The following is a 20,236-nucleotide window of genomic DNA, read 5'->3' on the forward strand; positions in this document are numbered from 1 at the left end:
TGCCAGCGGCATAATGCGGCTCGAACGTACAGGAGCCGCAACATGCTGCAAACGGTGGAACAGGAAACCGGCGCCTCGCCGCAGTGGTCGGTGATCTGGCTGCACGGCCTCGGTGCCGACGGCCACGACTTCGCGCCGATCGTGCCCGAACTGGTGCGCCCGCACTGGCCGGCGCTGCGCTTCGTGTTCCCGCACGCACCGGTGCGGCCGATCACGATCAACAACGGCGTGCCGATGCGCGGCTGGTACGACATCGTCGGCATGGACTTCCGCTCGCGCGCCGACATGACCGGCGTGCAGGAGTCGGTGGTACAGCTGGATGCGCTGATCGCCCGCGAGATCGAACGCGGCGTCGCCGCCGATCACATCTTCCTGGCCGGCTTCTCGCAGGGCGGGGCGGTGATCCTCAGTGCCGCACTGGCGCGTACTGCACCCTTGGCCGGCCTGATCGCACTGTCGACCTACCTGCCGGATGCGGAAAGCGCGTCGCGCGTCGATGGCGCGGTGGACGTGCCGGTGTTCATGGCCCACGGCAGCAGCGATCCGGTGATCCCGCAGCCGGTGGCCGCGCACAGCGCCGAGACGCTGCGCACGCTCGGGCTGGACGTGCAGTGGCACAGCTACCCGATGGCCCACCAGGTCTGCGCCGAGGAAATCGACGCGTTGGGCGACTGGCTGCAGGCACGCCTGGGCGTCGCCTGAGCCATGGCCGCGAGCGCCGCCACCCCGTGGATGCCGGAACTGTGCCGCCTGCCGCGGCTGGCAGCGATGCTTGGCCTGGCCGAACTGGTGGTGGTGGTGCTGGCGCTGGCGCCCGATGGCAGCCGTCATTGGACGATGGGTGAACTGGCCTCGGCCAGCGGCTTCGCACTGTGGCTGGCGCTGGCGGTTACCGCCAGCCTGTGCCTGCTGCGGCAGGCGCTGTCGAAGCTGCCGGAACTGCTGGGTGCCGTCGCCGCCGTCGGCCTGGCCGCGCTGATCGCCATCCTGTGCGCGGGCATCATCCATGCCCTGTATGGCGTGCTGGGCGACAACTTCGCCCGCGGCATCGGCTTCTGGCGCTTCACCCTGGGCAGCGCGGCCACCACGGCACTGATCACTGCGTTGGCGCTGCGCTACTTCTATGTCAGCGACCGCTGGGCGGCGCAGGTGCAGGCCAATGCCCGCGCGCAGGCCGACGCCCTGCAGGCGCGTATCCGCCCGCATTTCCTGTTCAACAGCATGAACCTGATCGCCAGCCTGCTGCATCGCGACCCGGCGGTGGCCGAGCGTGCCGTGCTCGACCTGTCCGATCTGTTCCGCGCCGCGCTGGGGGCGGGCGAGGGCGATTCGACCCTGCGCGATGAGTGCGAACTGGCCGAGCGCTATCTGTCGATTGAATCGCTGCGTCTGGGCGACCGCCTGCGGGTGCACTGGCAGCGCGACGAACCCCTGCCCTGGGATCTGCCGATGCCGCGGCTGGTGCTGCAGCCGCTGGTGGAAAATGCGGTGCTGCACGGCATCTCGCGCCTGCCTGAAGGCGGCACCATCGAGCTGCATCTGGCCTGTGTGGGCAGCGAGCTGCAGATCCGCGTACGCAATCCTGCACCGGATCCGCAGGTGCCCGGGCTGGCCCTGGCGCAGGGAGCGGGCCATGCCCAGCACAGCATCGGCCACCGCCTGACCTGGCGCTTCGGCCGCGCCGCGCGGATGACGGCTGGCTGGAGCGAGGGCTACTATGCCTGCCAGGTGACAGTGCCGATCCAGTGAGGGGACGATCGTGAGGGTAGTCATCGCCGATGACGAACCGCTGGCGCGCGAGCGCCTGCGCAGCCTGCTGGCCGCGCAGGAAGGGGTGGATGTGGTGGCCGAGGCTGGCAACGGCGAGCAGGCCTTGCACGCGTGCGCCGAACTGCAGCCGGACCTGGTCCTGCTGGACATCGCCATGCCCGGCCTGGACGGGCTGGAAGCGGCCCGCCATCTGGCCAGTTTCGAGCCGAGGCCGGCCGTGGTGTTCTGCACCGCTTACGATGCGCACGCGCTGTCGGCGTTCGAGGCAGCGGCCATCGATTACCTGATGAAACCGGTACGCGCCGAACGGCTGGCGGCGGCGATCGCCCGCGCCCGCACGTTCCTGGCTGGCCGCGACGGCCAACCCCAGCACACCGGCGGCCAGGCCCGCAGCATGCTGTGTGCCCGCCTGCGCGGCAGCCTGCGATTGATTCCGCTGGACGACATCCACTACCTGCAGGCCGAAGAGAAGTACGTGGTGGTGCATCACGCCCGTGGCGAGGACCTGATCGAGGAATCGTTGAAGTCGCTGGAGGAAGAATTCGCCAGCCGCTTCGTGCGCATCCACCGCAACTGCCTGGTGGCGCGCCATGAGCTGGTGGAACTGCGGCGTGGCAGTGGTGGCCAGGTGCAGGCCGTGCTGCGGCATGGCAAGCAGCCGCTGGAAGTGAGTCGGCGCTGCGTGGCGACGCTGAAGCAGGAATTGCGGCATCTGTGAGTGTTCCGCGCGGCCTGCGGCCGCGACTGCTTCGAAATCAAAAGCAACAGCACAGCAACAGCGGGTTGTCGGCTCTGTGTTGTTGCGTGTTGGGTGAGGCGGGATGGGCGGGCGGAACACGCCGTAAACCCATCCCTGGGGGCTCGATGGCGCCATCCATGGCGCCAACGGTCCCGCCCGCCCATCCCGCCTCACCCTCGCGAATTTCCCGGTGACGGACGGCAAAGGCATTGTTGTTATCGGGCGGGAAGGAGGGGTCAGATCCCTTTTCCTGCGGAAGAGGGATCTGACCCCGGACGCCGCCGGCTGTTGCTTCTGCTTCTGCTTTTTTCTTTTTTCTTCTGATCTTCCGTGGCTGACGCACACGGAAACTGTCAGAGGCCGGGCGGGGTGGGTGCGCGGGGGTGTCCGCGGCATGGATGCCGCGGCCAAGCCCCCAGGGATGGGTTTACGGCGTCCCCCGCGGCCCCACCCCGCCCGGCCAAGCCCGGCTGTTGCTCTCAGCCACGAGGGGCTCCGCCGTTGGCCGTATCCCGCCGATAGGCGCGATAATGACCGGATGGAAACCGTCCGCATCGCCACCCGCAAGAGCCCGCTCGCCCTCTGGCAGAGCGAACACGTCGCCGACCGCCTGCGCCAGGCACATCCCGATCTGCACGTGGAACTGGTGCCGATGAGCACCCGCGGCGATGAAGTGCTGGATCGCTCGCTGGCAGCCATCGGTGGCAAGGGCCTGTTCCTCAAGGAACTGGAACTGGCCATGCTGCGGGGCGAGGCCGATTGCGCGGTGCATTCGCTGAAAGACGTGCCGATGGAACTGGATGCGCCGTTCGCGCTGCCGGCGATGCTGACCCGCCACGATCCGGCAGACGGCTTCGTCTCCAACCTGTATGCGTCGCTGGATGCGCTGCCGATCGGTGCGCGCGTCGGTACCTCGTCACTGCGCCGCCAGGCCCAGCTGCGCGCGCTGCGCCCGGACCTGGAACTGCTGGACCTGCGCGGCAACGTCAACACCCGCCTGGCCAAGCTCGACAACGGTGGCTACGACGCCATCGTGCTGGCCGTGGCCGGGCTGGAGCGGTTGGGCCTGGGCAATCGCATCGTCGCCCGCCTGCAGCCGCCGCAGTGGCTGCCGGCGCCGGCGCAGGGCGCGGTGGCGGTGGAGTGCGATGGCGGCAACGCCGCGCTGATGGCGCTGTTCGCAGGCCTGGATGACGCCGCCACGCGCGCCTGTGTGGAAGCGGAGCGGGCGATGAACCGCGCGCTGCACGGCAGCTGCCATGTGCCGGTGGCGGCAATCGCGCAGTGGCAGGGGCAGGATCTGCGCCTGCAGGGTCTGGTCGGCAGCGCCAGTGATGGCCGCGCGGTGCGTGCCGACGCCGTGGGCCCGGCCAGCGACCCGGAAGCGCTGGGCCAGCGCGTGGCGAAGATGCTGCTGGAGGCGGGCGCCGGCGAGCTGCTGAACGTCTGAGTTCGCTGGATCGTGCCCACCAAGGTGGGCACCTACCGGAAAAGAAAACGGGCGCCTGGCGCCCGTTTCGCTTATTTGAACTTGTAGACCACGTTCATCGTGGTCAACGTATCGGTCTTGCGCTTGTCCACGGCGACGTCGCTGTTGTAACGGGCCTGCCAGCCGGCCTTCAGCGCCAGGTGCTCGTTCATGCTCACCGAGACACCGAAATCGTTCTGGCCGAAGGTGTTGTACGAACCGGATTCGACCAGCAGGGTGTTGATCAGGTCGGTGTTGTCGGTCAGCGAGTACTTCAGGTCGAACAGGCCACGACCAATCAGGCCGGTGCGGGTGCGGTCGTCTTCGGTGCTGTGGGTGCGGCGCACACCGGGGCCGATCTGCGCGTCGAACGAGAAGCGCTCGGTGTTCCACAGCCGGGTGCCGTAACCCAGACCGAACGAGCTCTGGCGATCGTAGGTGGCGAAATCATCACGCTCGGTACGTACCGTGGCGGTCAGCTGGCGATGTTCGCCCAGCTGCAGCGCGCTGCCTGCACTGCCGGTGTAGCGGTTGGCGGTAGTGTTGTTGCGGCGGGTGGTGGTGCCATCGTCGCTGGTTTCGGTCACCTTGGAGCTGGAGCGCAGGCCGAACAGGTCCATGCTGTGTACCCAGTCGCCATCGGTGTAGCGCAGGCGCAGGCGGCCGTTGAAGCTTTCGGTGCTGCTGTTGCCACGTGCCGACGCGAAGCCGAGTTCGCCACCACTGCCACTCCACGGCGAGGACATCGCCGCCAGTTCGGAGGCATCCTGCGCATACGCCAGCGGGGCGCAGAGCAGCAAGGGGACCAGCAGGGACACGCGCAGGGACATCGAGGCTTCTCCGAAGCGGTTGGCAGCCGGTGATGATACTGGAAGCGTGATGACCGTCCGAATCGCCCGTCCCGCCTGCTTCAGCAGGCGTTGCCGGCGAGCCCCGTTCAGGGCAGATCGACCCGCAGGGCCGGATCGTTGAAGCGCGAGTAGCGCAGCCGCAGCTGGAAGGGTTTGCCGTTGTTGTGGCCACTGCGCACGATCTGCCGTGGCAGGCCCTGCGCATCCACCCAGTACTCCAGGCGTTCACCGGCGGTGGCGCCACGCAGGCCGTAGTGGCGCGTGCTGACGCCATCCAACGTCTGCTCGCCCAGGTCTTCGGCCTGCAGGGCCTGGGCGGGGATATCGGCGGGCAGCGGGCTGCGCCATTGTTCCAGCAGCCCCGGCGGGGTCGGCACCTGGCGGATCGCATCGTCGGCCTGCAGGAACATGGTGTCGCCGATGATCACCTGCGGCCCGGCAGGGGTCTGCACCCGGAAGCGATCCGGGGCGACGAAGTCCATCGCGGTGCGCACCGGCCGCTGCGCACCCAGCACCTCCAGCTCGGCATGGAAGCTGCGCAGGGCGGCAAACCGCTGGCTGGCAGACAGTACCGCCTGTGCCGGATCGGCAGCGGGGACAGGCGTCGCCGCCTCGGTGGGCGACGGTGCGCGGTCGCAGGCGGCCAGCAGCAGGCAGGCCAGCAGGGGCAGGACAGACAACCGGCGCATCGGGCGCTCCGCAGGGCAGGGGGCGCCCACGATAGCCCAATCGTCCGCCACAACGCCCGAGACTCGGACATAATCGGGGGCATGGACCGATACGAACGCATCACCGCCCTGCATCGTCTGCTCAAGTCCGCACGCTATCCGGTGACGGTGGCGACCCTGCAGGACAAGCTCGGTTGCTCCCGGGCCACCGTCTACCGCGACCTGGCGTTCCTGCGCGATGCGCTGATGGCGCCGATCGAGGGCGATGGCGAGGCCGGCTTCCGCTACCTGGCCGACGAGAGCGACCGCTTCGAGCTGCCCGGCCTGTGGCTGAGCTCGGAGGAGCTGCACGCCCTGCTGGCCTCGCAGCACCTGCTGGCGCGTACCGGCGGCGGCGTGCTGTCCTCGGTGCTGGCACCGCTGCAGCAGCGCATCGAGAGCCTGCTGGCTGCCCAGGCCGGTGTTTCCAGCTGGCCGGTGGACCGGGTCCGGGTGATTCCGCACCGTGGCCGCAAGTTCGATGAAGCCAGCTTCCGTTCGGTGGCCTCGGCGGTGCTGGAGCGCAAGCAGCTGGGCTTTGAATACCGTGCCCGCTCGACCGACGAAGCGACCAAGCGCACGGTATCGCCGCAGCGGCTGACCCATTACCGCGACAACTGGTATCTGGACGGCTGGGACCATGATCGCGAGGCCCTGCGCAGCTTCGCGGTGGACCGCATCTACAAGGCGCGGGTGATCGACAGCACCGCCCGCGATGTCGCCGACAGCGAGCTGGACGAGCAGCTGGGCGCCAGCTACGGCATCTTCTCCGGTGCGCCGAAGGGCTGGGCAACCATCCTGTTCAGCGCCAAGGCCGCGCGCTGGGTGGCCGACGAACACTGGCACTCCAAGCAGCAGGGCCGCTTCCTCGCCGATGGCCGCTACGAACTGAAAGTGCCTTACAGCGTGTCGCGCGAACTGTTGATGGACGTGTTGCATTACGGGTCCGATGCCGAGATCGTCGAGCCGATGATGCTGCGCGAGCAGGCCAAGGCACTGCTGGAACTGGCCCTGACCAACTACGAAAAATCCTGACACCTCCCCCGAGATCGATTGCGCCCATGAAGAAGACCCTGTTGCTGCCCCTGTTCGCCGCTGCGCTGGCACTGACCGCCTGCGGCAAGTCCGGCGAGCCTTCGCAGAAGCTGGTGGTGGCCGCCACCGCCGTGCCGCACGCCGAGATCCTGGAAGTGGTCAAGCCGATCCTCAAGCAGGAAGGCGTGGAGCTGGACGTGCGCGTCTTCAACGACTACGTGCAGCCCAACGACCAGCTGGTGCAGAAGCAGGTGGATGCCAACTACTTCCAGACCGAGCCGTACCTGGACGCCTACAACCGCGATCGCAAGACCGACCTGACCAAGGTGGTGGGCGTGCACATCGAGCCCTTCGGTGCGTACTCGCGCAAGATCAAGTCGCTGGCCGAGCTGCGTGACGGGGCCGATGTGGTGATCCCCAACGACCCGAGCAACAACAGCCGCGCGCTGATCCTGCTGCACAAGGCCGGCGTGATCGAGCTGAAGGACCCGACCAATGCGCTGGCCACCCAGCGCGACATCGTGTCCAACCCGAAGAACCTGAAGTTCCGAGAGCTGGATTCGGCCATGCTGCCGCGCGTGCTCGACCAGGTCGACCTGGCCCTGATCAACACCAACTATGCGCTGGATGCCGGCCTCAACCCGACCAAGGACGCGCTGGCGATCGAGAGCAAGGACTCGCCGTACGTGAACTTCCTGGTTGCCCGCCCGGACAACAAGGACGATGCCCGCGTGCAGAAGCTGGCCAAGGCGCTGACCAGCTCGCAGGTGAAGACCTTCATCGAGACCAAGTACAAGGGCGCGGTGCTGCCGGCGTTCTGACCGCGCTGATCCGCTGACGATGCCCGTGGTGAGTGTCGACCTTGGTCGACACCGCCCTTCCTGTACAGCCGAGCCCACGCTCGGCTCTGCTGTTTTCGGCATTCCACCAACGGCAGCCGAGCATGGCTCGGCTCTACAATGTCAATCGACGTGGAAGGCGAGGGTCGCGGCCACGGCCTGCTGCCACCCTGCGTAGAGTTTCTCGCGCCGGGCCACCGCCATCTGCGGTTCGAAGCGGCGATCCAGCCCCCACTGTGCCGCGATCTGTTCGCGGCTCTCCCAGAAGCCGACCGCCAGCCCGGCCAGGTAGGCCGCACCCAGCGCGGTGGTCTCGGTCACCCGCGGTCGCAGCAGGGGTACGCCGAGGATGTCGGCCTGGAAGCTGGCAAGGAAGTCGTTGCCGATCGCGCCGCCATCGGCGCGCAGTTCACTGAGCGAGATGCCCGCATCGGACTGCATCGCATCCAGAACGTCGCGGGTCTGGTAGGCCATCGCCTCCAGCGCCGCCCGCACGAAGTGGGCTTTGCGGGTGCCACGGGTCAGGCCGAACATCGCACCGCGCACATCGCTGCGCCAGTACGGTGCACCCAGGCCGACGAAGGCCGGCACCAGATACACCCCCGCGCTGTCCGGCACCTGTGCGGCCAAGGCCTGGCTCTCGGCGGCGCGATCGATCATGCGCAGGCCATCGCGCAGCCACTGCACCACCGAGCCGGCGACGAAGATCGATCCCTCCAGCGCGTATTCCACCTTTCCGTCCAGGCCCCAGGCAACGGTGGTCAGCAGGCCATTGCGCGAGCGTACGGCCTGCGTGCCGGTGTGCATCAGCATGAAGCAGCCGGTGCCATAGGTGTTCTTGACCATGCCCGGCTGGAAGCAGGCCTGGCCGAACAGCGCAGCCTGCTGGTCACCGGCGATGCCGGCGATCGGGATCGGGTGGTCGAAGAAGAACTGCGGGCGCGTGTGCGCATACACCGAGCTGGAATCCCGCACCTGCGGCAGCATCGCGCGCGGGATGTCCAGCAGTGCCAGCAGGTCATCGTCCCATTCCAGGGTATGGATGTTGAACAGCAGCGTGCGCGCGGCGTTGCTGTAGTCGGTCACGTGCGCCTGGCCGCCGCTGAGATTCCACACCAGCCAGCTGTCGATGGTGCCGAACAGCAGCTCGCCACGTTCGGCCCGTTGCTGCGCGCCTTCGACGTGATCGAGGATCCAGCGGATCTTGGTGGCCGAGAAATAGGCGTCGATCAGCAGGCCCGTGCGCTCGCGGATCAGCGCTTCGTGGCCGCCGGACTTCAACCGCTCGCAGATCGCCTGGCTCTGCCGCGACTGCCAGACGATGGCGTTGTGGATCGGCTGGCCGCTGGCACGGTCCCAGACCACGGTGGTTTCGCGCTGGTTGGTGATGCCGAGCGCCGCGATGTGGCGGGGATCGATCTGTTCGCGGCTGAGCAGTTCGGTGATCGTGGCGTAGACGCTGGTCAGGATCTCGCGCGGGTCATGCTCGACCCAGCCCGGCTGTGGAAACACCTGGGCGAACTCGCGCTGCGCGCTGCCGACGATGTCGCCGCTACGATCGAACAGGATCGCACGCGAACTGGTGGTTCCCTGGTCGATGGCCAGCACGTAGCGGGGCGTCATGCAGCGTCTCCGGTGGCGATGTTGAAATCGTAATGCATCGGCGGTGCCGGGTTGCGCGTGGCACTACCGGCAATGTGAACCCATCCACGCCTGCAGCCGTGCCGCCTGCGCCGCATCCATCTGCAGCCCCAGCTTGCTCCGTCGCCACAGTACATCCTCGGCGCTGCGGGCCCACTCGTGGTCGCACAGGAACGCCACCTCGCGTGCGTGCAGGCCCGCGCCAAAGTCTTCGCCCAGATCGAGCAGGGCGTTCGCGCCGTGCAGCAGATCGACGCTGCGGCTGCCATAGGCGCTCGCCCAGCGCCGCAGTGTGGCCTCGGGGAGCCAGGGGGCCTGCTGCTGCAGGTGCTGCCGGGCCTGCCCGGCATCACCCCAGTCGCTGCCGGGCAACGGATCCCCTGCCGCCGTCCAGGCCGGGCCTGCGTGCGGCAGATGGGGGCGCAGCAGGTCCAGTGCTTCCTCGGCCAGCACCCGGTACGTGGTCAGCTTTCCGCCCAGCACGTGCAGCGCAGGCGCACCGTCGGCGTCCAGTTGCAGGCGGTAGTCGCGGCTCAGTTTCGCCGCGCGCGGGTCGGGGGCGGCCAGCAACGGGCGCACGCCGGCAAACTGCCAGACCACCTCGGCCGCTGCGATCGGATCGCGCAGGTAGCCATTGGCAGCGCTGCACAGGTAGTCCACTTCCGAAGGCAGCACCGTGCAGCGTGCGGGGTCCCCGCGATAGTCGGTGTCGGTGGTGCCGATCAGCAGATGGTCGTGGAAGGGCAGCAGGAACACCACGCGGCCGTCGGGCTGCTGCAGCAGGCAGGCCCTGTCGTTCGGCCAGGGGCGGCGCAGCACGATGTGGCTGCCCTGCACCAGGCGCAGCGCAGGTCCGCCGCTGCGGGCGTGCATGCGCTCCAGCAGGCCGCCAGCCCACGGGCCTGCGGCGTTGGCCACCGCCCGTGCCTGCACGGTCTGCTGATCGCCGGACGCGCCTTGCAGAACAACGCGCCAGCGCCCGTGCTCGCGTCGCAGATCCACGCAGCGCGTGCCGGTCAGTATGCGTGCACCCCGTTGCGCGGCGTCGAGCGCGTTGAGGATGACCAGCCGCGCATCATCCACCTGCGCATCGGCATAGCTGAAGGCCTGCCGCAGCTGCGGCGACAGCAGCGCGCCGAGCGGATCGTCGTGCAGATCCACGCCGCGCGACGCAGGGAAGGCGGAGCTGCGCCGGCCCAGGTGGTCGTACAGCCAGAGCCCAAGGCGCAGCATCCAGCGTGGCCGCAGATGCGGTTGCCACGGAAGCACGAAGCACAGCGGCCGCACCAGGAACGGGGCCTGCCGGCGCACCACTTCGCGCTCGCCCAGTGCTTTGCGCACCAGGCCGAACTCGCTCTGCTCCAGGTAGCGCAGGCCGCCATGGATCAGCTTGCTGCTGGCGCTGGAGGTATGCGCTGCCAGGTCGTGCTGTTCGCACAGCAGCACCTTCAGGCCACGGCCACTGGCATCACGGGCGATACCCGCGCCGTTGATGCCACCGCCGATCACCAGCAGGTCGACCTCGTCCATCGCGCCTCCGCATCCGGTTTGTCGACTCTACCTAATGCGGGTGACGGAAACGACGACGGGCCCCGAAGGGCCCGTCGCGGTACAACTAATGACGCAGAAGCGTTTAGAAGCGGGCGCCGATGCCGAAGCCGACGGTCCACGGATCCATCTTCGCTTCGCCGATCTTCTCGCCGCCGACCTTCACGTCCGGACGCGAGCGCATGTAACGGGCGTCGGCACGGGCGAACCAGGTCGAGTTGATGTTCATGTCCACACCGACGGTGCCGATCACGCCCTTGGCATCCTTCAGGCGGATGTCGGAGTCGCTGCCGTCTGCCAGGGTTTCATTGCTGAAGGCCGACTGGAAGTAGCCCACGCCCACGAACGGACGGAACACGTTGTCAGCCTGGCCGAAGTGGTACTGGCCGCTCAGTGCGACCGGCTGCTGCTCGACGCTGCCGAGGCGGGCATTGCCCGGGCCCTTCACCTTGTGGTCGAACTTGTCTGCAGCGCCCCACAGTTCAACGGCCCAGTTGTCGTTGATGTAGTAGCTGAAGCTGACGGTCGGTGCCGGGCCGCCATCGACCTTCTTGATGCCGTCGATCGGGTCATTCTTCGGCTGCAGCAGCGAGACGCCGCCAACCACGGCAAAATGCTTGCCCGAAGCGGTGTCGGTGGTGCTGCTGTCCTGCGCGAAGGCAGCCGGTGCGAACGCGGCGGAGGTCAGCAGGGCGAGGCTCAGGATACGGATGGAGCGCATGGGGGAATCTCCTAATGTTTCTTGTTTTGGGCCCCCGGTTGCGGGGCGAGCACACCGTAGTCGCCCCAACATGAATCGAGTCCGACGCGCGTTAAAAATTAGTTCGCATTGTTCAGCGAACAGCGCGAAACGCTTGTTTTCACGTGGTTTCTGCCATTCCGGAATATTCATGCAGTTGGAGAAGATGTGAGCGCCGCAACGTTGTGCATCGGCCTGCCTGCGCAGGTGAACCCGGATTGCCGGGTGTTGCTGCTGGGTTCAATGCCCGGTATCGCGTCATTGCAGGCACAGCATTACTACGCGCATCCACGCAATCGCTTCTGGCCATTGCTCGGGGACCTGTGCGGCTTCGATCCGTCGTTGCCGTATGCGCAGCGCCTGCAGGCGCTGGCGGCCAATGGTGTTGGCCTGTGGGATGTGATCGGCCGCTGCGAACGACGCGGCAGCCTGGATGTGGACATCGTGCGTGGCACGGAAGTGGCCAATGCACTTCCCGCACTGATCGCCGCGTTGCCTGACCTGCAGCTGATCGGCTGCAATGGTGGCGCGGCGATGCAGGCCTTCCAGCGCTGGGTGCAGCCGCTGCTGACCGCCTCGCCGACAGTGCTGGCGCTGCCGTCCACCAGCCCGGCCAATGCAGCATGGTCCCTGCCGCGCCTGCGCCAGGCCTGGCAGCCGGTGGCCGTCGCGCTGGCGACATCAAGCGGACATCGACAGGACAATACGCTACCGACTGGAGGCGCCGGCGAGCCATGAGCAACAGCGTGTCCCGGCTGCGTGCGTACTGAAAACACCTGTAACGGTTGGCGCAGGCCCCCGCTGGCCGCACAATAGACGTTTCCCTACACCAGATTGCCGGAGTTCTCCCCATGGCCGAAATCAAGGAAGCACGTGTCCCCGATATCGGTGACTACAGCGATATCCCGGTAATCGAGGTGCTTGTTGCCGTCGGCGATACGGTGAAGAAGGACCAGGGCCTGGTCACGCTGGAAAGCGATAAGGCGACCATGGAGGTGCCGTCCTCGGTGGCCGGCGTGGTCAAGGAAATCAAGGTCAAGCTGGGCGACAGCCTGTCCGAAGGCAAGGTCGTGGCACTGATCGAAGTGGCCGACGGCGAAGCTGCGCAGCCGGCCGCTGCCGCTGCGCCGGCTCCGGCTCCGGCCAAGGCCACTGCTCCGGCCGCTGCCACCCAGGCGGCTCCCGCTGCCGCTCCGGCTCCGGCCGCCCCCGCTGCCAGCGGTGGTGCGGTTGAAGCGCTGGTGCCGGATATCGGCGACTACAGCGGCATTCCGGTCATCGAAGTGCTGGTCGCCGTGGGCGATACGGTGAAGAAGGACCAGGGCCTGGTCACGCTGGAAAGCGACAAGGCCACCATGGAAGTGCCGTCGTCGGTCGCTGGCGTGGTCAAGGAAATCAAGGTCAAGGTCGGCGACAATCTGTCGCAGGGCAATGTGGTCGCCATCATCGAAGCCGAAGGCGCTGCCGCCCCGGCCCCGAGCAAGGCCGCCGCTGCTGCGGCCCCGGCCGCCGAGACGGCCACCAAGGTCGAGCCGGTCGCCGTGCCGGCCCAGCCGGACAAGCTGGCTGCCCGCGAGATCGCCAGCGCCCCCTCGGCCGGTGCGCCGAGCAGCCCGCCGGTGCAGTTCAACGCTGATGGCGTGCTGCCGGCCAAGGTGCCTTATGCATCGCCGGTGGTGCGCGTGTTCGCCCGTGAGCTGGGTGTCGACCTGCTGCAGGTCAGCGGCAGCGAGAAGGGCGGCCGCATCACCAAGGCCGACGTGCAGAAGTTCGTCAAGGCCGCGCTCAGCGGCGGCGCTCCGGCGGCTGCCGGTGGCACCGTGGCTGCCGGCGGTGGCCTCAACCTGCTGCCGTGGCCGAAGGTCGATTTCAGCAAGTTCGGCGACGTTGAAGTGCAGCCGCTGTCGCGCATCAAGAAGATCTCCGGTGCGAACCTGGCCCGCAACTGGGCGATGATCCCGCACGTCACCCAGTTCGAGCAGGCCGATATCACCGACCTGGAAGGCCTGCGCGTGGCGCTGAACAAGGAGAACGAGAAGGCCGGCATCAAGCTGACCATGCTCGCCTTCCTGATCAAGGCCAGCGCTGCGGCGCTGAAGCAGTTCCCGGAGTTCAACGCTTCGCTGGATGCCAGCGGCGAGAACCTCACCCTGAAGAAGTACTTCAACATCGGTTTCGCGGCCGATACCCCGAACGGCCTGGTCGTTCCGGTCATCCGCGATGTCGACAAGAAGGGCGTGGTGCAGATCGCGCAGGAAACCGGCGAGCTGGCCAAGAAGGCGCGCGACGGCAAGCTGGGCCCGGCCGACATGAGCGGCGGCTGCTTCTCGATCAGTTCGCTGGGCGGCATCGGCGGCACCGCGTTCACCCCGATCGTCAATGCACCGGAAGTGGCCATCCTCGGCGTCTCCAAGTCGTCCATCCAGCCAGTCTGGAACGGCAAGGAATTTGCACCGAAGCTGATGCTGCCGCTGTCGCTGAGCTACGACCACCGCGTCATCGATGGCGCCCTGGCCGCACGCTTCACCACGTACCTGTCGCAGGTGCTGGCCGACATGCGCCGCGTGCTGCTGTAAGGCACCGCTTCGCCCCCACCGTGCGGCCGCAGCCCCTGGCGCGGCCGCCTGTCGAAACGCAGTGACAGCCCACCGGCCACGCCGGTCGGGCACGAGGAAAACCCACCATGGCCACGATTGAAATCAAGGTTCCCGACATCGGCGATTACAGCGATGTACCGGTGATCGAAGTGCTGGTCGCCGTTGGCGATACGGTGAAGAAAGACCAGGGTCTGGTGACCCTGGAGTCGGACAAGGCCACCCTGGAAGTGCCGTCCTCGGCTGCCGGCGTGGTCAAGGAAATCAAGGTCAAGCTAGGCGACACCCTGTCCGAAGGCGCTGTCGTCGTGCTGCTGGAGACCGAGGGCGCCGCTGAAGCGCCGGCCAAGGCTGCCGCGCCGGCCCCGACTGCGGCTGCTCCAGCCAGCAAGCCGCCGGTGACGCCGTCGCACCGCGCCCCGGCCGAGCCTGCAGCACCGAAGCCGGCGCTGGCCAGTGGCAAGGCCGCCGACATCGAATGCGAGATGGTCGTGCTGGGCTCGGGCCCGGGCGGCTACACCGCCGCCTTCCGCGCCGCCGACGTCGGCCTGGATACGGTGCTGGTCGAGCGCTATGCCAGCCTCGGCGGCGTCTGCCTCAACGTGGGCTGCATTCCGTCCAAGGCGCTGCTGCATGCCGCTGCGGTGATCGACGAAGTCGCCCACGCCGGTGATTTCGGCGTCGAGTTCGGCAAGCCGACCATCACCCTGGACAAGTTGCGCCAGTACAAGGAAAAGGTCGTCAACCAGCTGACCAAGGGCTTGGCCGGCATGGCCAAGCAGCGCAAGGTCCGCAACGTGCAGGGCGTGGGCACGTTCGTGTCGGCCAACGAACTGCTGATCACGGCTGAAGACGGCAGCACCCAGTTGCTGCGCTTCCAGAAGTGCATCATCGCCGCCGGTTCGCAGGCAGTGAAGCTGCCGAATTTCCCGTGGGACGACAAGCGCGTGATGGACTCCACCGACGCACTGGAACTGGCCGAAGTGCCGGGTTCGCTGCTGGTCGTGGGTGGCGGCATCATCGGCCTGGAAATGGCCACCGTGTATGGCGCGCTGGGCAGCAAGGTGACCGTGGTCGAGTTCATGGACCAGCTGATGCCGGGCGCCGACAAGGACCTGGTCAAGCCGCTGGCCGACCGCCTGAAGAAGCAGGGCATCGAGGTCCACCTGAAGACCAAGGCGTCTGGCGTGACCGCCGATGCCAAGGGCATCACCGTGACCTTCGAGGCTGCCGAGGAAGGGCAGACGCCGGCGTTGGCGCAGGGCACCTTCGACCGTGTGCTGGTGGCCGTGGGCCGTTCGCCGAACGGCAAGAAGATCGACGCGGACAAGGCGGGCGTGCAGGTCACCGACCGCGGCTTCATTCCGGTCGACCGGCAGATGCGCACCAACGTGCCGCACATCTTTGCCATCGGCGACATCGTCGGCAACCCGATGCTGGCCCACAAGGCTACGCATGAGGGCAAGCTGGCGGCCGAAGTGGCTGCCGGCCACAAGAAGGAATGGGTGGCCCGCGTGATTCCGTCGGTGGCCTACACCAACCCGGAAATCGCCTGGGTCGGCGTGACCGAGACCGAAGCCAAGGCCAAGGGCCTGAAGGTCGGCGTGGCCAAGTTCCCGTGGGCTGCCAGCGGCCGCGCGATTGGCATCGGTCGCACCGAGGGCTTCACCAAGCTGATCTTCGACGAGGACAGCCATCGCATCATCGGTGGCGCGATCGTCGGCGTGCATGCTGGTGATCTGCTGGCCGAGATCGGCCTGGCCATCGAAATGGGTGCTGAGGCCGAGGACATCGGCCACACCATCCATGCGCACCCGACGCTGAGCGAATCGGTGGCGATGGCCTCGGAAATCTACGACGGCACGATCACCGATCTGTACATGCCGAAGAAGAAATAAGGCGTCCGCGCCTTTGCGAATAAAAGGCCCCGGCATTGCCGGGGTTTTTTTGTTGGGTGTCGATCAATCTGATTGCGAACGGTGGGGCCGCTGCGCGGGCGGCAGGCATTTCGACAAATGTCCCCCGTCGCCCGCCTGCGGCGGTCGCCTCCTCCTTTACTTTGTCCAAACGCCTGCCGCCCGCGCAGCGGCTCGGCTTGCGGATAGTCGAGAAGCCAGTGCCAAAGCCGCCCGGATGCCTGACACGCGGAGGGAGAGGGGGCTGGGTGCGAAGTAAAGGAGGAGGTGACGGCCGCAGGCCGGCGCCGGGGGACATTCGCACGCAGCCCCCTCTCCCTCCAGCGCTCGACCAACCCGCTTCTGCTCTTCTGTCAGAAACCCACAAAAAACGCGGCCCCCGATGTTCCGGAGGCCGCGCCAGGAGAGAGAGTACTGTGGAAGGGGAGCAGGGCTTAGAAGGTGACGCTGATACCAGCCACCGGGCCCTTGAATTCCTGCTTCAGGCCGATGGTGCCGTCGCTGCCCTTCTTGTCCGCGTCCAGCTTGAACCAGTCGTAGCCGGCGAACACGCCGAAGTTGTCGGTGAAGCGGTAATCGACGATCGCGTTGGCGCGGCTGAGGTCACCCTTGTAGTCGTCGAAGCTGCCCCAGCGCGTGTTGAGGTACTGGCCCTGCAGCGTGATCATCCACTTTTCGGACGGGGTGAAGCTCAGGCGCGCACCCACCACTGGCGCCACGCCGTCGGTCTTCTCGTCCAGGAACTGGCCTTCGTACACCGTGCCCAGATCGGCGTAGCCCTTGGTGCTGACCTTCGCGTATTCCGCACCCAGCTGCAGGCCAAGGTCGAACTTCTCGGTGTCCACCACCGAGTAGTCATACACCAGGCTGGCCACCTGGTACTTCAGCTCAGCCTTGACGAAGCTGTCGGCCGGCACGTTGACGTTGCCGAAGGAAATATCCTGGCCCAGCGTCTCGCGGCGGTCCTTGTCGTACTTGAAGTAGTTGAACAGCAGGCGCTGACGGTTGCTGATGCGGAACATGCCGTCGATGCGCGGCTCCCATTCCTTGCCACCCAGCTTGAAGTCCTCGGAGAAGCCGATGTCCTGGCCGGCGACGTTGGTGTTGCCGCGCAGGGTGTTGTCCGAATCGATGTTCATCGCACCCAGGCGCAGGGCGAAGCGGTCATCGCCTTCGGCGGCATGAGCGGCGGAGGCGAACGACGCGCCGGCGGCGAGAAGCGAGAGGGCGAGCAGGGTGGGAACGGAGCGCATCGAAAGAGTCCTTGCAGTGGTTCATCGGAATGAAGGCCACTTTGCCGGACGTCGCTGTCCACCATTCGTGAAGGTATGGTCCACGCGATGTGGACGGTTCAGCGCTGTCGGTGCCGTGCGAAAAGATGGCCCCGGAGCGGCGCTTCGGGGCCATCATGGGGACCTGCAGGCGGAGCGTCGACGAGGTAGCTGCAGGCAGGTCGCAGGATCGGACCCACGCCGTCGGCGGAAAGTTCCGTCGCCTGCGACCAAAGTTCAATACGTTGCGGCGCAACATCGCGCACATGTCATTGTCCCCGTGGTGGGCTGGAAAACCGCAGCCCTTACCGCAACGTGCGCTGATCCGATATGAACAGGCACCGGTTGTCTCGCAAATTGTCCCATTGCTATAATTTGGCGGCTCGAAGAGGCCCCCCTGCTGTAGTCGCCTCAGCCATCCACTTGTAACCACGCGGGACGTCCTGTGCTGAACTCCGTAGAAACGGGTCGGCGACTGATGCTGCGCGCCGCGGTCTACCCGCTGGCCGCGGTGGCTGTCCTGGCTCTGGCCTTCCTGCTGGTAGGGCCGAAGTATGCCCTTGGTGCTCTGGCATCCGGTGTGGCGGTTTCGGCCGGTGGTTGGGTGGCGGCACGGATGGCGCTGGGTGGTGGTGCGCTGGGGGCCGGTTCGGCCATGGCACGCCTGATCGTTGCGATCGTTGCCAAGTGGGCGCTCGTTTTTGGTGTCCTGATGGTGGGGTTCCTGGTCTTCAAGCTGCCTGCACTGGCGCTGTTGGCCGGTATCGCCGTCGGGCTGATGTTCCAGGTCCTGGCCATGGCCAGGCGCTAATCGAATTCATTTAACTTAAGGTTCCGGACACATGGCAGGCGAGGCGCTTACACCCACCTCCTACATCCAGCATCACCTGCACAATCTGACTGCAGGTCATGGCACCCCGTGGGCGATCCACGTGGATACGCTGGTAACCTCGCTGCTGATGGGCCTGGTGATGGTCGTCGCCTTCTGGATGGCGACCCGCAAGGCCACCTCCGGCGTGCCGGGCAAGTGGCAGGCATTCGTCGAGATCTGCCTGGAGTTCGTTGACCGCCAGGCCAAGGACACCTACCACGGCACCAGCAAGCTGGTGACCCCGATCGCGATCACGATCTTCTTCTGGATCCTCCTGATGAACCTCATCAAGATGATCCCCGCCGACTTCATCGCCAAGCCGCTCGAACTGATGGGCGTGCCGTACTGGAAGCCGGTCCCCACCGCCGACGTCAATGCCACCCTGGGCATGTCGATCAGCGTGTTCTTCCTGATGCTGTTCTTCGCGTTGCGCGCCAAGGGTATTGGTGGTTTCACCAAGGAATTCCTGACCGCACCGTTCGGCAAGTGGATGATGCCGTTCAACCTGATCCTGAACATCGTCGAGTGGCTGAGCAAGCCGATTTCGCTGGCGATGCGACTGTTCGGCAACATGTTCGGCGGTGAAATCGTGTTCCTGCTGATCTGGGTGCTGGGCGGTGCAGGTATCGCCGGCATGTTTGCAGGCGCGTTCGCCGGCTTCGGCTGGATGCTGTTCCACCTTCTGGTGATTCCGCTGCAGGCCTTCATCTTCATGATGCTGTCCATCGTGTACCTGAGCCTGTCGGAAGACGCTCACTGAGTTTCGCTTCACCCTTCATCCGTTTGTTTCTAAACCCTTAGCAATCAAGTTCCTGGAGAAAACCATGTACTTCGCCGTCCTGACCAATCTCGCCCAAGTTCAGAGCTCCACCGTCCTCGCCGTCGGCATCATGATCGGCCTGGCCGCGCTGGGCGCCGGTCTGGGTCTGGCCATCATGGCCGGTAAGTTCCTGGAGTCGGCCGCGCGCCAGCCGGAACTGATCCCGGTCCTGCAGGTCCGCATGTTCATCACCGCCGGCCTGATCGACGCCGCCTTCATCATCTCGGTCGCCGTGGGCCTGCTGTTCGCCTTCGCCAACCCGCTGGTCGGCGAGTTCGTCTCGCGCCTGCCGGCAATCGCTGGCTGATCCAGCGAAAGCGAAACGACCGGGCGCCGCAGGCGCCTGGTCGCGGATGAAGGTTCGGAGGCGCCGCCCGTGTGGCGGCGCATCCATCCCGTCACAACCGACTGAGCGAACCCCATGGATATCGGTTTTACCCTCATCGCCCAGGCCCTGGCCTTTGCCGCCCTGATCTGGCTCATCGCGACCAAGATCTGGCCGCCGCTGATGAACGCGATCGAAGAGCGCCAGCAGAAGATCGCTGAAGGCCTCGCTGCTGCCGACCGCAGCCAGAAAGATCTGGCCCAGGCGCAGGACAAGGTCAATGAAGCGCTGAAGGAAGCCCGCACCAAGGCCAACGAGATCATCGACCAGGCCCACGCGCGTGCCAACCAGATCGTCGACGCGGCCCGCAACGAAGCTGTTGCCGAAGCCACCCGTCAGAAGGACCTGGCCCAGGCCGAAATCGACGCCGCCGCCAACCGTGCCCGTGAAGATCTGCGCAAGCAGGTGTCCGCGCTGGCCGTGACCGGTGCCGAAAAGCTGCTCAAGCGCGAAATCGACGCCAACGCCCACAAGGCGCTGCTCGACGAGCTGGCCTCGGAGATTTAAGGATGAGCCAGGCCCTCACGCTTGCCCGCCCGTACGCCCGCGCCGCCTTCGCGACCGCGCGTGACGAAGGCGCGTTCGCGCCGTGGTCGGACGCTTTGGCGTTCTCCGCCCACGTCGCCGCCGACCCGCGCGTGGCGGCCCTGCTCGCCAACCCGGAGCTGGGTCGCGATGACGCCGTCGCCCTGCTGGCGCCGGAGTCCCGCGGCGAGACCTACTCGCGCTTCCTGGCTGTGCTTGCCGAATCGCATCGTCTGCCGCTGCTGCCGGAAATCGCTGGCATGTTCGACGCACTGCGCGCCGAGGCCGAGCACGTGGTCAAGGCCACGGTGACGTCCGCGGCCGAGCTGTCGGTTGCCGAGCTGGACGCGATCAAGGCTGCGCTGCGCAAGCGCTTCAACCGCGAGGTCGAAGTGACTACCGCGGTCGACGCCTCGCTGATCGGCGGCGCTGTGATCGATGCCGGCGACGTGGTCATCGATGGTTCGCTGAAGGGCAAGCTGGCCCGTCTGCAGACCGCGCTCGCTAACTGAATTCA

20 protein-coding genes are annotated in these 20,236 nt (G+C 66.6%); 14 read left to right on the forward strand and 6 right to left on the reverse strand.

What is annotated here, in order from left to right; genetic code table 11:
• The first annotated feature begins 42 nt into the window (after positions 1-42).
• The 4 genes from MRBLST15_RS10470 to hemC all read left to right on the forward strand — a co-directional run bounded on the left by MRBLST15_RS10470 (position 43) and on the right by hemC (position 3,959).
• A complete protein-coding gene (locus tag MRBLST15_RS10470) occupies positions 43-702 on the forward strand; it encodes an alpha/beta hydrolase (protein WP_265953523.1) in 660 nt (219 codons plus the stop codon).
• A gap of 30 nt (positions 703-732) precedes the next feature.
• Positions 733-1,749, forward strand: a complete 1,017-nt coding sequence (locus tag MRBLST15_RS10475) for a sensor histidine kinase (RefSeq protein WP_132826433.1) — start codon at positions 733-735, stop codon at positions 1,747-1,749.
• 10 nt (positions 1,750-1,759) lie between these two features.
• The gene (locus MRBLST15_RS10480) at positions 1,760-2,488 is read left to right on the forward strand and encodes a LytR/AlgR family response regulator transcription factor (RefSeq protein ID WP_025879008.1); all 729 of its coding nucleotides are present in this window, start codon (positions 1,760-1,762) and stop codon (positions 2,486-2,488) included.
• A gap of 559 nt (positions 2,489-3,047) precedes the next feature.
• Positions 3,048-3,959, forward strand: coding sequence for a hydroxymethylbilane synthase (gene hemC / locus MRBLST15_RS10485; protein WP_367785869.1), 912 nt, complete (start codon positions 3,048-3,050; stop codon positions 3,957-3,959).
• A 71-nt stretch (positions 3,960-4,030) separates the two neighbouring features.
• On the opposite strand, the gene MRBLST15_RS10490 is transcribed toward hemC, so the two are convergent.
• Complete coding sequence (locus tag MRBLST15_RS10490) at positions 4,031-4,807, reverse strand: DUF481 domain-containing protein (protein ID WP_367785870.1); 777 nt, start codon at positions 4,805-4,807, stop codon at positions 4,031-4,033.
• A gap of 107 nt (positions 4,808-4,914) precedes the next feature.
• Positions 4,915-5,517 carry a LolA family protein gene (locus MRBLST15_RS10495; protein WP_367785871.1) on the reverse strand — a complete coding sequence of 201 codons (603 nt, stop codon included), beginning with the start codon at positions 5,515-5,517 and terminating at the stop codon, positions 4,915-4,917.
• 81 nt (positions 5,518-5,598) lie between these two features.
• On the opposite strand from MRBLST15_RS10495, the gene MRBLST15_RS10500 reads away from it, so the two are divergent.
• Positions 5,599-6,570: a helix-turn-helix transcriptional regulator gene (locus MRBLST15_RS10500; protein ID WP_025877388.1), complete on the forward strand. Its 972-nt coding sequence runs from the start codon at positions 5,599-5,601 to the stop codon at positions 6,568-6,570.
• A 26-nt stretch (positions 6,571-6,596) separates the two neighbouring features.
• On the forward strand, positions 6,597-7,391 hold the full coding sequence (locus MRBLST15_RS10505; protein ID WP_367785872.1) for a MetQ/NlpA family ABC transporter substrate-binding protein: 795 nt from the start codon (positions 6,597-6,599) through the stop codon (positions 7,389-7,391).
• 141 nt (positions 7,392-7,532) lie between these two features.
• Here MRBLST15_RS10505 and glpK read toward each other — a convergent pair whose 3' ends face one another.
• The 3 genes from glpK to MRBLST15_RS10520 all read right to left on the reverse strand — a co-directional run bounded on the left by glpK (position 7,533) and on the right by MRBLST15_RS10520 (position 11,319).
• Positions 7,533-9,032: a glycerol kinase GlpK gene (gene glpK, locus MRBLST15_RS10510; protein WP_367785873.1), complete on the reverse strand. Its 1,500-nt coding sequence runs from the start codon at positions 9,030-9,032 to the stop codon at positions 7,533-7,535.
• A gap of 63 nt (positions 9,033-9,095) precedes the next feature.
• Entirely contained in the window at positions 9,096-10,580 is a 1,485-nt protein-coding gene (glpD, locus tag MRBLST15_RS10515) for a glycerol-3-phosphate dehydrogenase (protein ID WP_367785874.1), read from the reverse strand.
• A gap of 103 nt (positions 10,581-10,683) precedes the next feature.
• A complete protein-coding gene (locus MRBLST15_RS10520) occupies positions 10,684-11,319 on the reverse strand; it encodes an OmpW/AlkL family protein (protein ID WP_049464294.1) in 636 nt (211 codons plus the stop codon).
• A 186-nt stretch (positions 11,320-11,505) separates the two neighbouring features.
• Between MRBLST15_RS10520 and MRBLST15_RS10525 the strand changes: the two genes are divergently transcribed.
• The 3 genes from MRBLST15_RS10525 (at position 11,506) to lpdA (ending at position 15,829) form a co-directional block, all read left to right on the forward strand.
• The gene (locus MRBLST15_RS10525; RefSeq protein ID WP_312705845.1) at positions 11,506-12,075 is read left to right on the forward strand and encodes a DNA-deoxyinosine glycosylase; all 570 of its coding nucleotides are present in this window, start codon (positions 11,506-11,508) and stop codon (positions 12,073-12,075) included.
• Positions 12,076-12,188: 113 nt separating this feature from the next.
• Positions 12,189-13,913 (forward strand): dihydrolipoyllysine-residue acetyltransferase, encoded by a 1,725-nt coding sequence (aceF, locus tag MRBLST15_RS10530; RefSeq protein ID WP_367785875.1) that lies wholly within the window; start codon positions 12,189-12,191, stop codon positions 13,911-13,913.
• A 107-nt stretch (positions 13,914-14,020) separates the two neighbouring features.
• Complete coding sequence (lpdA, locus tag MRBLST15_RS10535) at positions 14,021-15,829, forward strand: dihydrolipoyl dehydrogenase (RefSeq protein ID WP_265952363.1); 1,809 nt, start codon at positions 14,021-14,023, stop codon at positions 15,827-15,829.
• A gap of 452 nt (positions 15,830-16,281) precedes the next feature.
• Here lpdA and MRBLST15_RS10540 read toward each other — a convergent pair whose 3' ends face one another.
• On the reverse strand, positions 16,282-17,100 hold the full coding sequence (locus MRBLST15_RS10540; protein ID WP_089237057.1) for a hypothetical protein: 819 nt from the start codon (positions 17,098-17,100) through the stop codon (positions 16,282-16,284).
• Positions 17,101-17,596: 496 nt separating this feature from the next.
• On the opposite strand from MRBLST15_RS10540, the gene MRBLST15_RS10545 reads away from it, so the two are divergent.
• The 5 genes from MRBLST15_RS10545 (at position 17,597) to MRBLST15_RS10565 (ending at position 20,231) form a co-directional block, all read left to right on the forward strand.
• Positions 17,597-17,929, forward strand: coding sequence for a hypothetical protein (locus MRBLST15_RS10545; RefSeq protein WP_032952006.1), 333 nt, complete (start codon positions 17,597-17,599; stop codon positions 17,927-17,929).
• Between the two features lie 31 nt (positions 17,930-17,960).
• Entirely contained in the window at positions 17,961-18,749 is a 789-nt protein-coding gene (atpB, locus tag MRBLST15_RS10550) for a F0F1 ATP synthase subunit A (protein ID WP_025877369.1), read from the forward strand.
• Positions 18,750-18,813: 64 nt separating this feature from the next.
• The gene (atpE, locus tag MRBLST15_RS10555) at positions 18,814-19,116 is read left to right on the forward strand and encodes a F0F1 ATP synthase subunit C (protein ID WP_025877367.1); all 303 of its coding nucleotides are present in this window, start codon (positions 18,814-18,816) and stop codon (positions 19,114-19,116) included.
• Positions 19,117-19,230: 114 nt separating this feature from the next.
• Positions 19,231-19,701 carry a F0F1 ATP synthase subunit B gene (locus MRBLST15_RS10560; protein WP_025877365.1) on the forward strand — a complete coding sequence of 157 codons (471 nt, stop codon included), beginning with the start codon at positions 19,231-19,233 and terminating at the stop codon, positions 19,699-19,701.
• Positions 19,702-19,703: 2 nt separating this feature from the next.
• Complete coding sequence (locus tag MRBLST15_RS10565) at positions 19,704-20,231, forward strand: F0F1 ATP synthase subunit delta (protein WP_230111829.1); 528 nt, start codon at positions 19,704-19,706, stop codon at positions 20,229-20,231.
• The last annotated feature ends 5 nt before the right edge of the window (positions 20,232-20,236 follow it).

It is taken from the genome of Stenotrophomonas sp. LST15-1-1.1 (assembly GCF_040815575.1).
Lineage (GTDB): Bacteria > Pseudomonadota > Gammaproteobacteria > Xanthomonadales > Xanthomonadaceae > Stenotrophomonas > Stenotrophomonas lactitubi_B.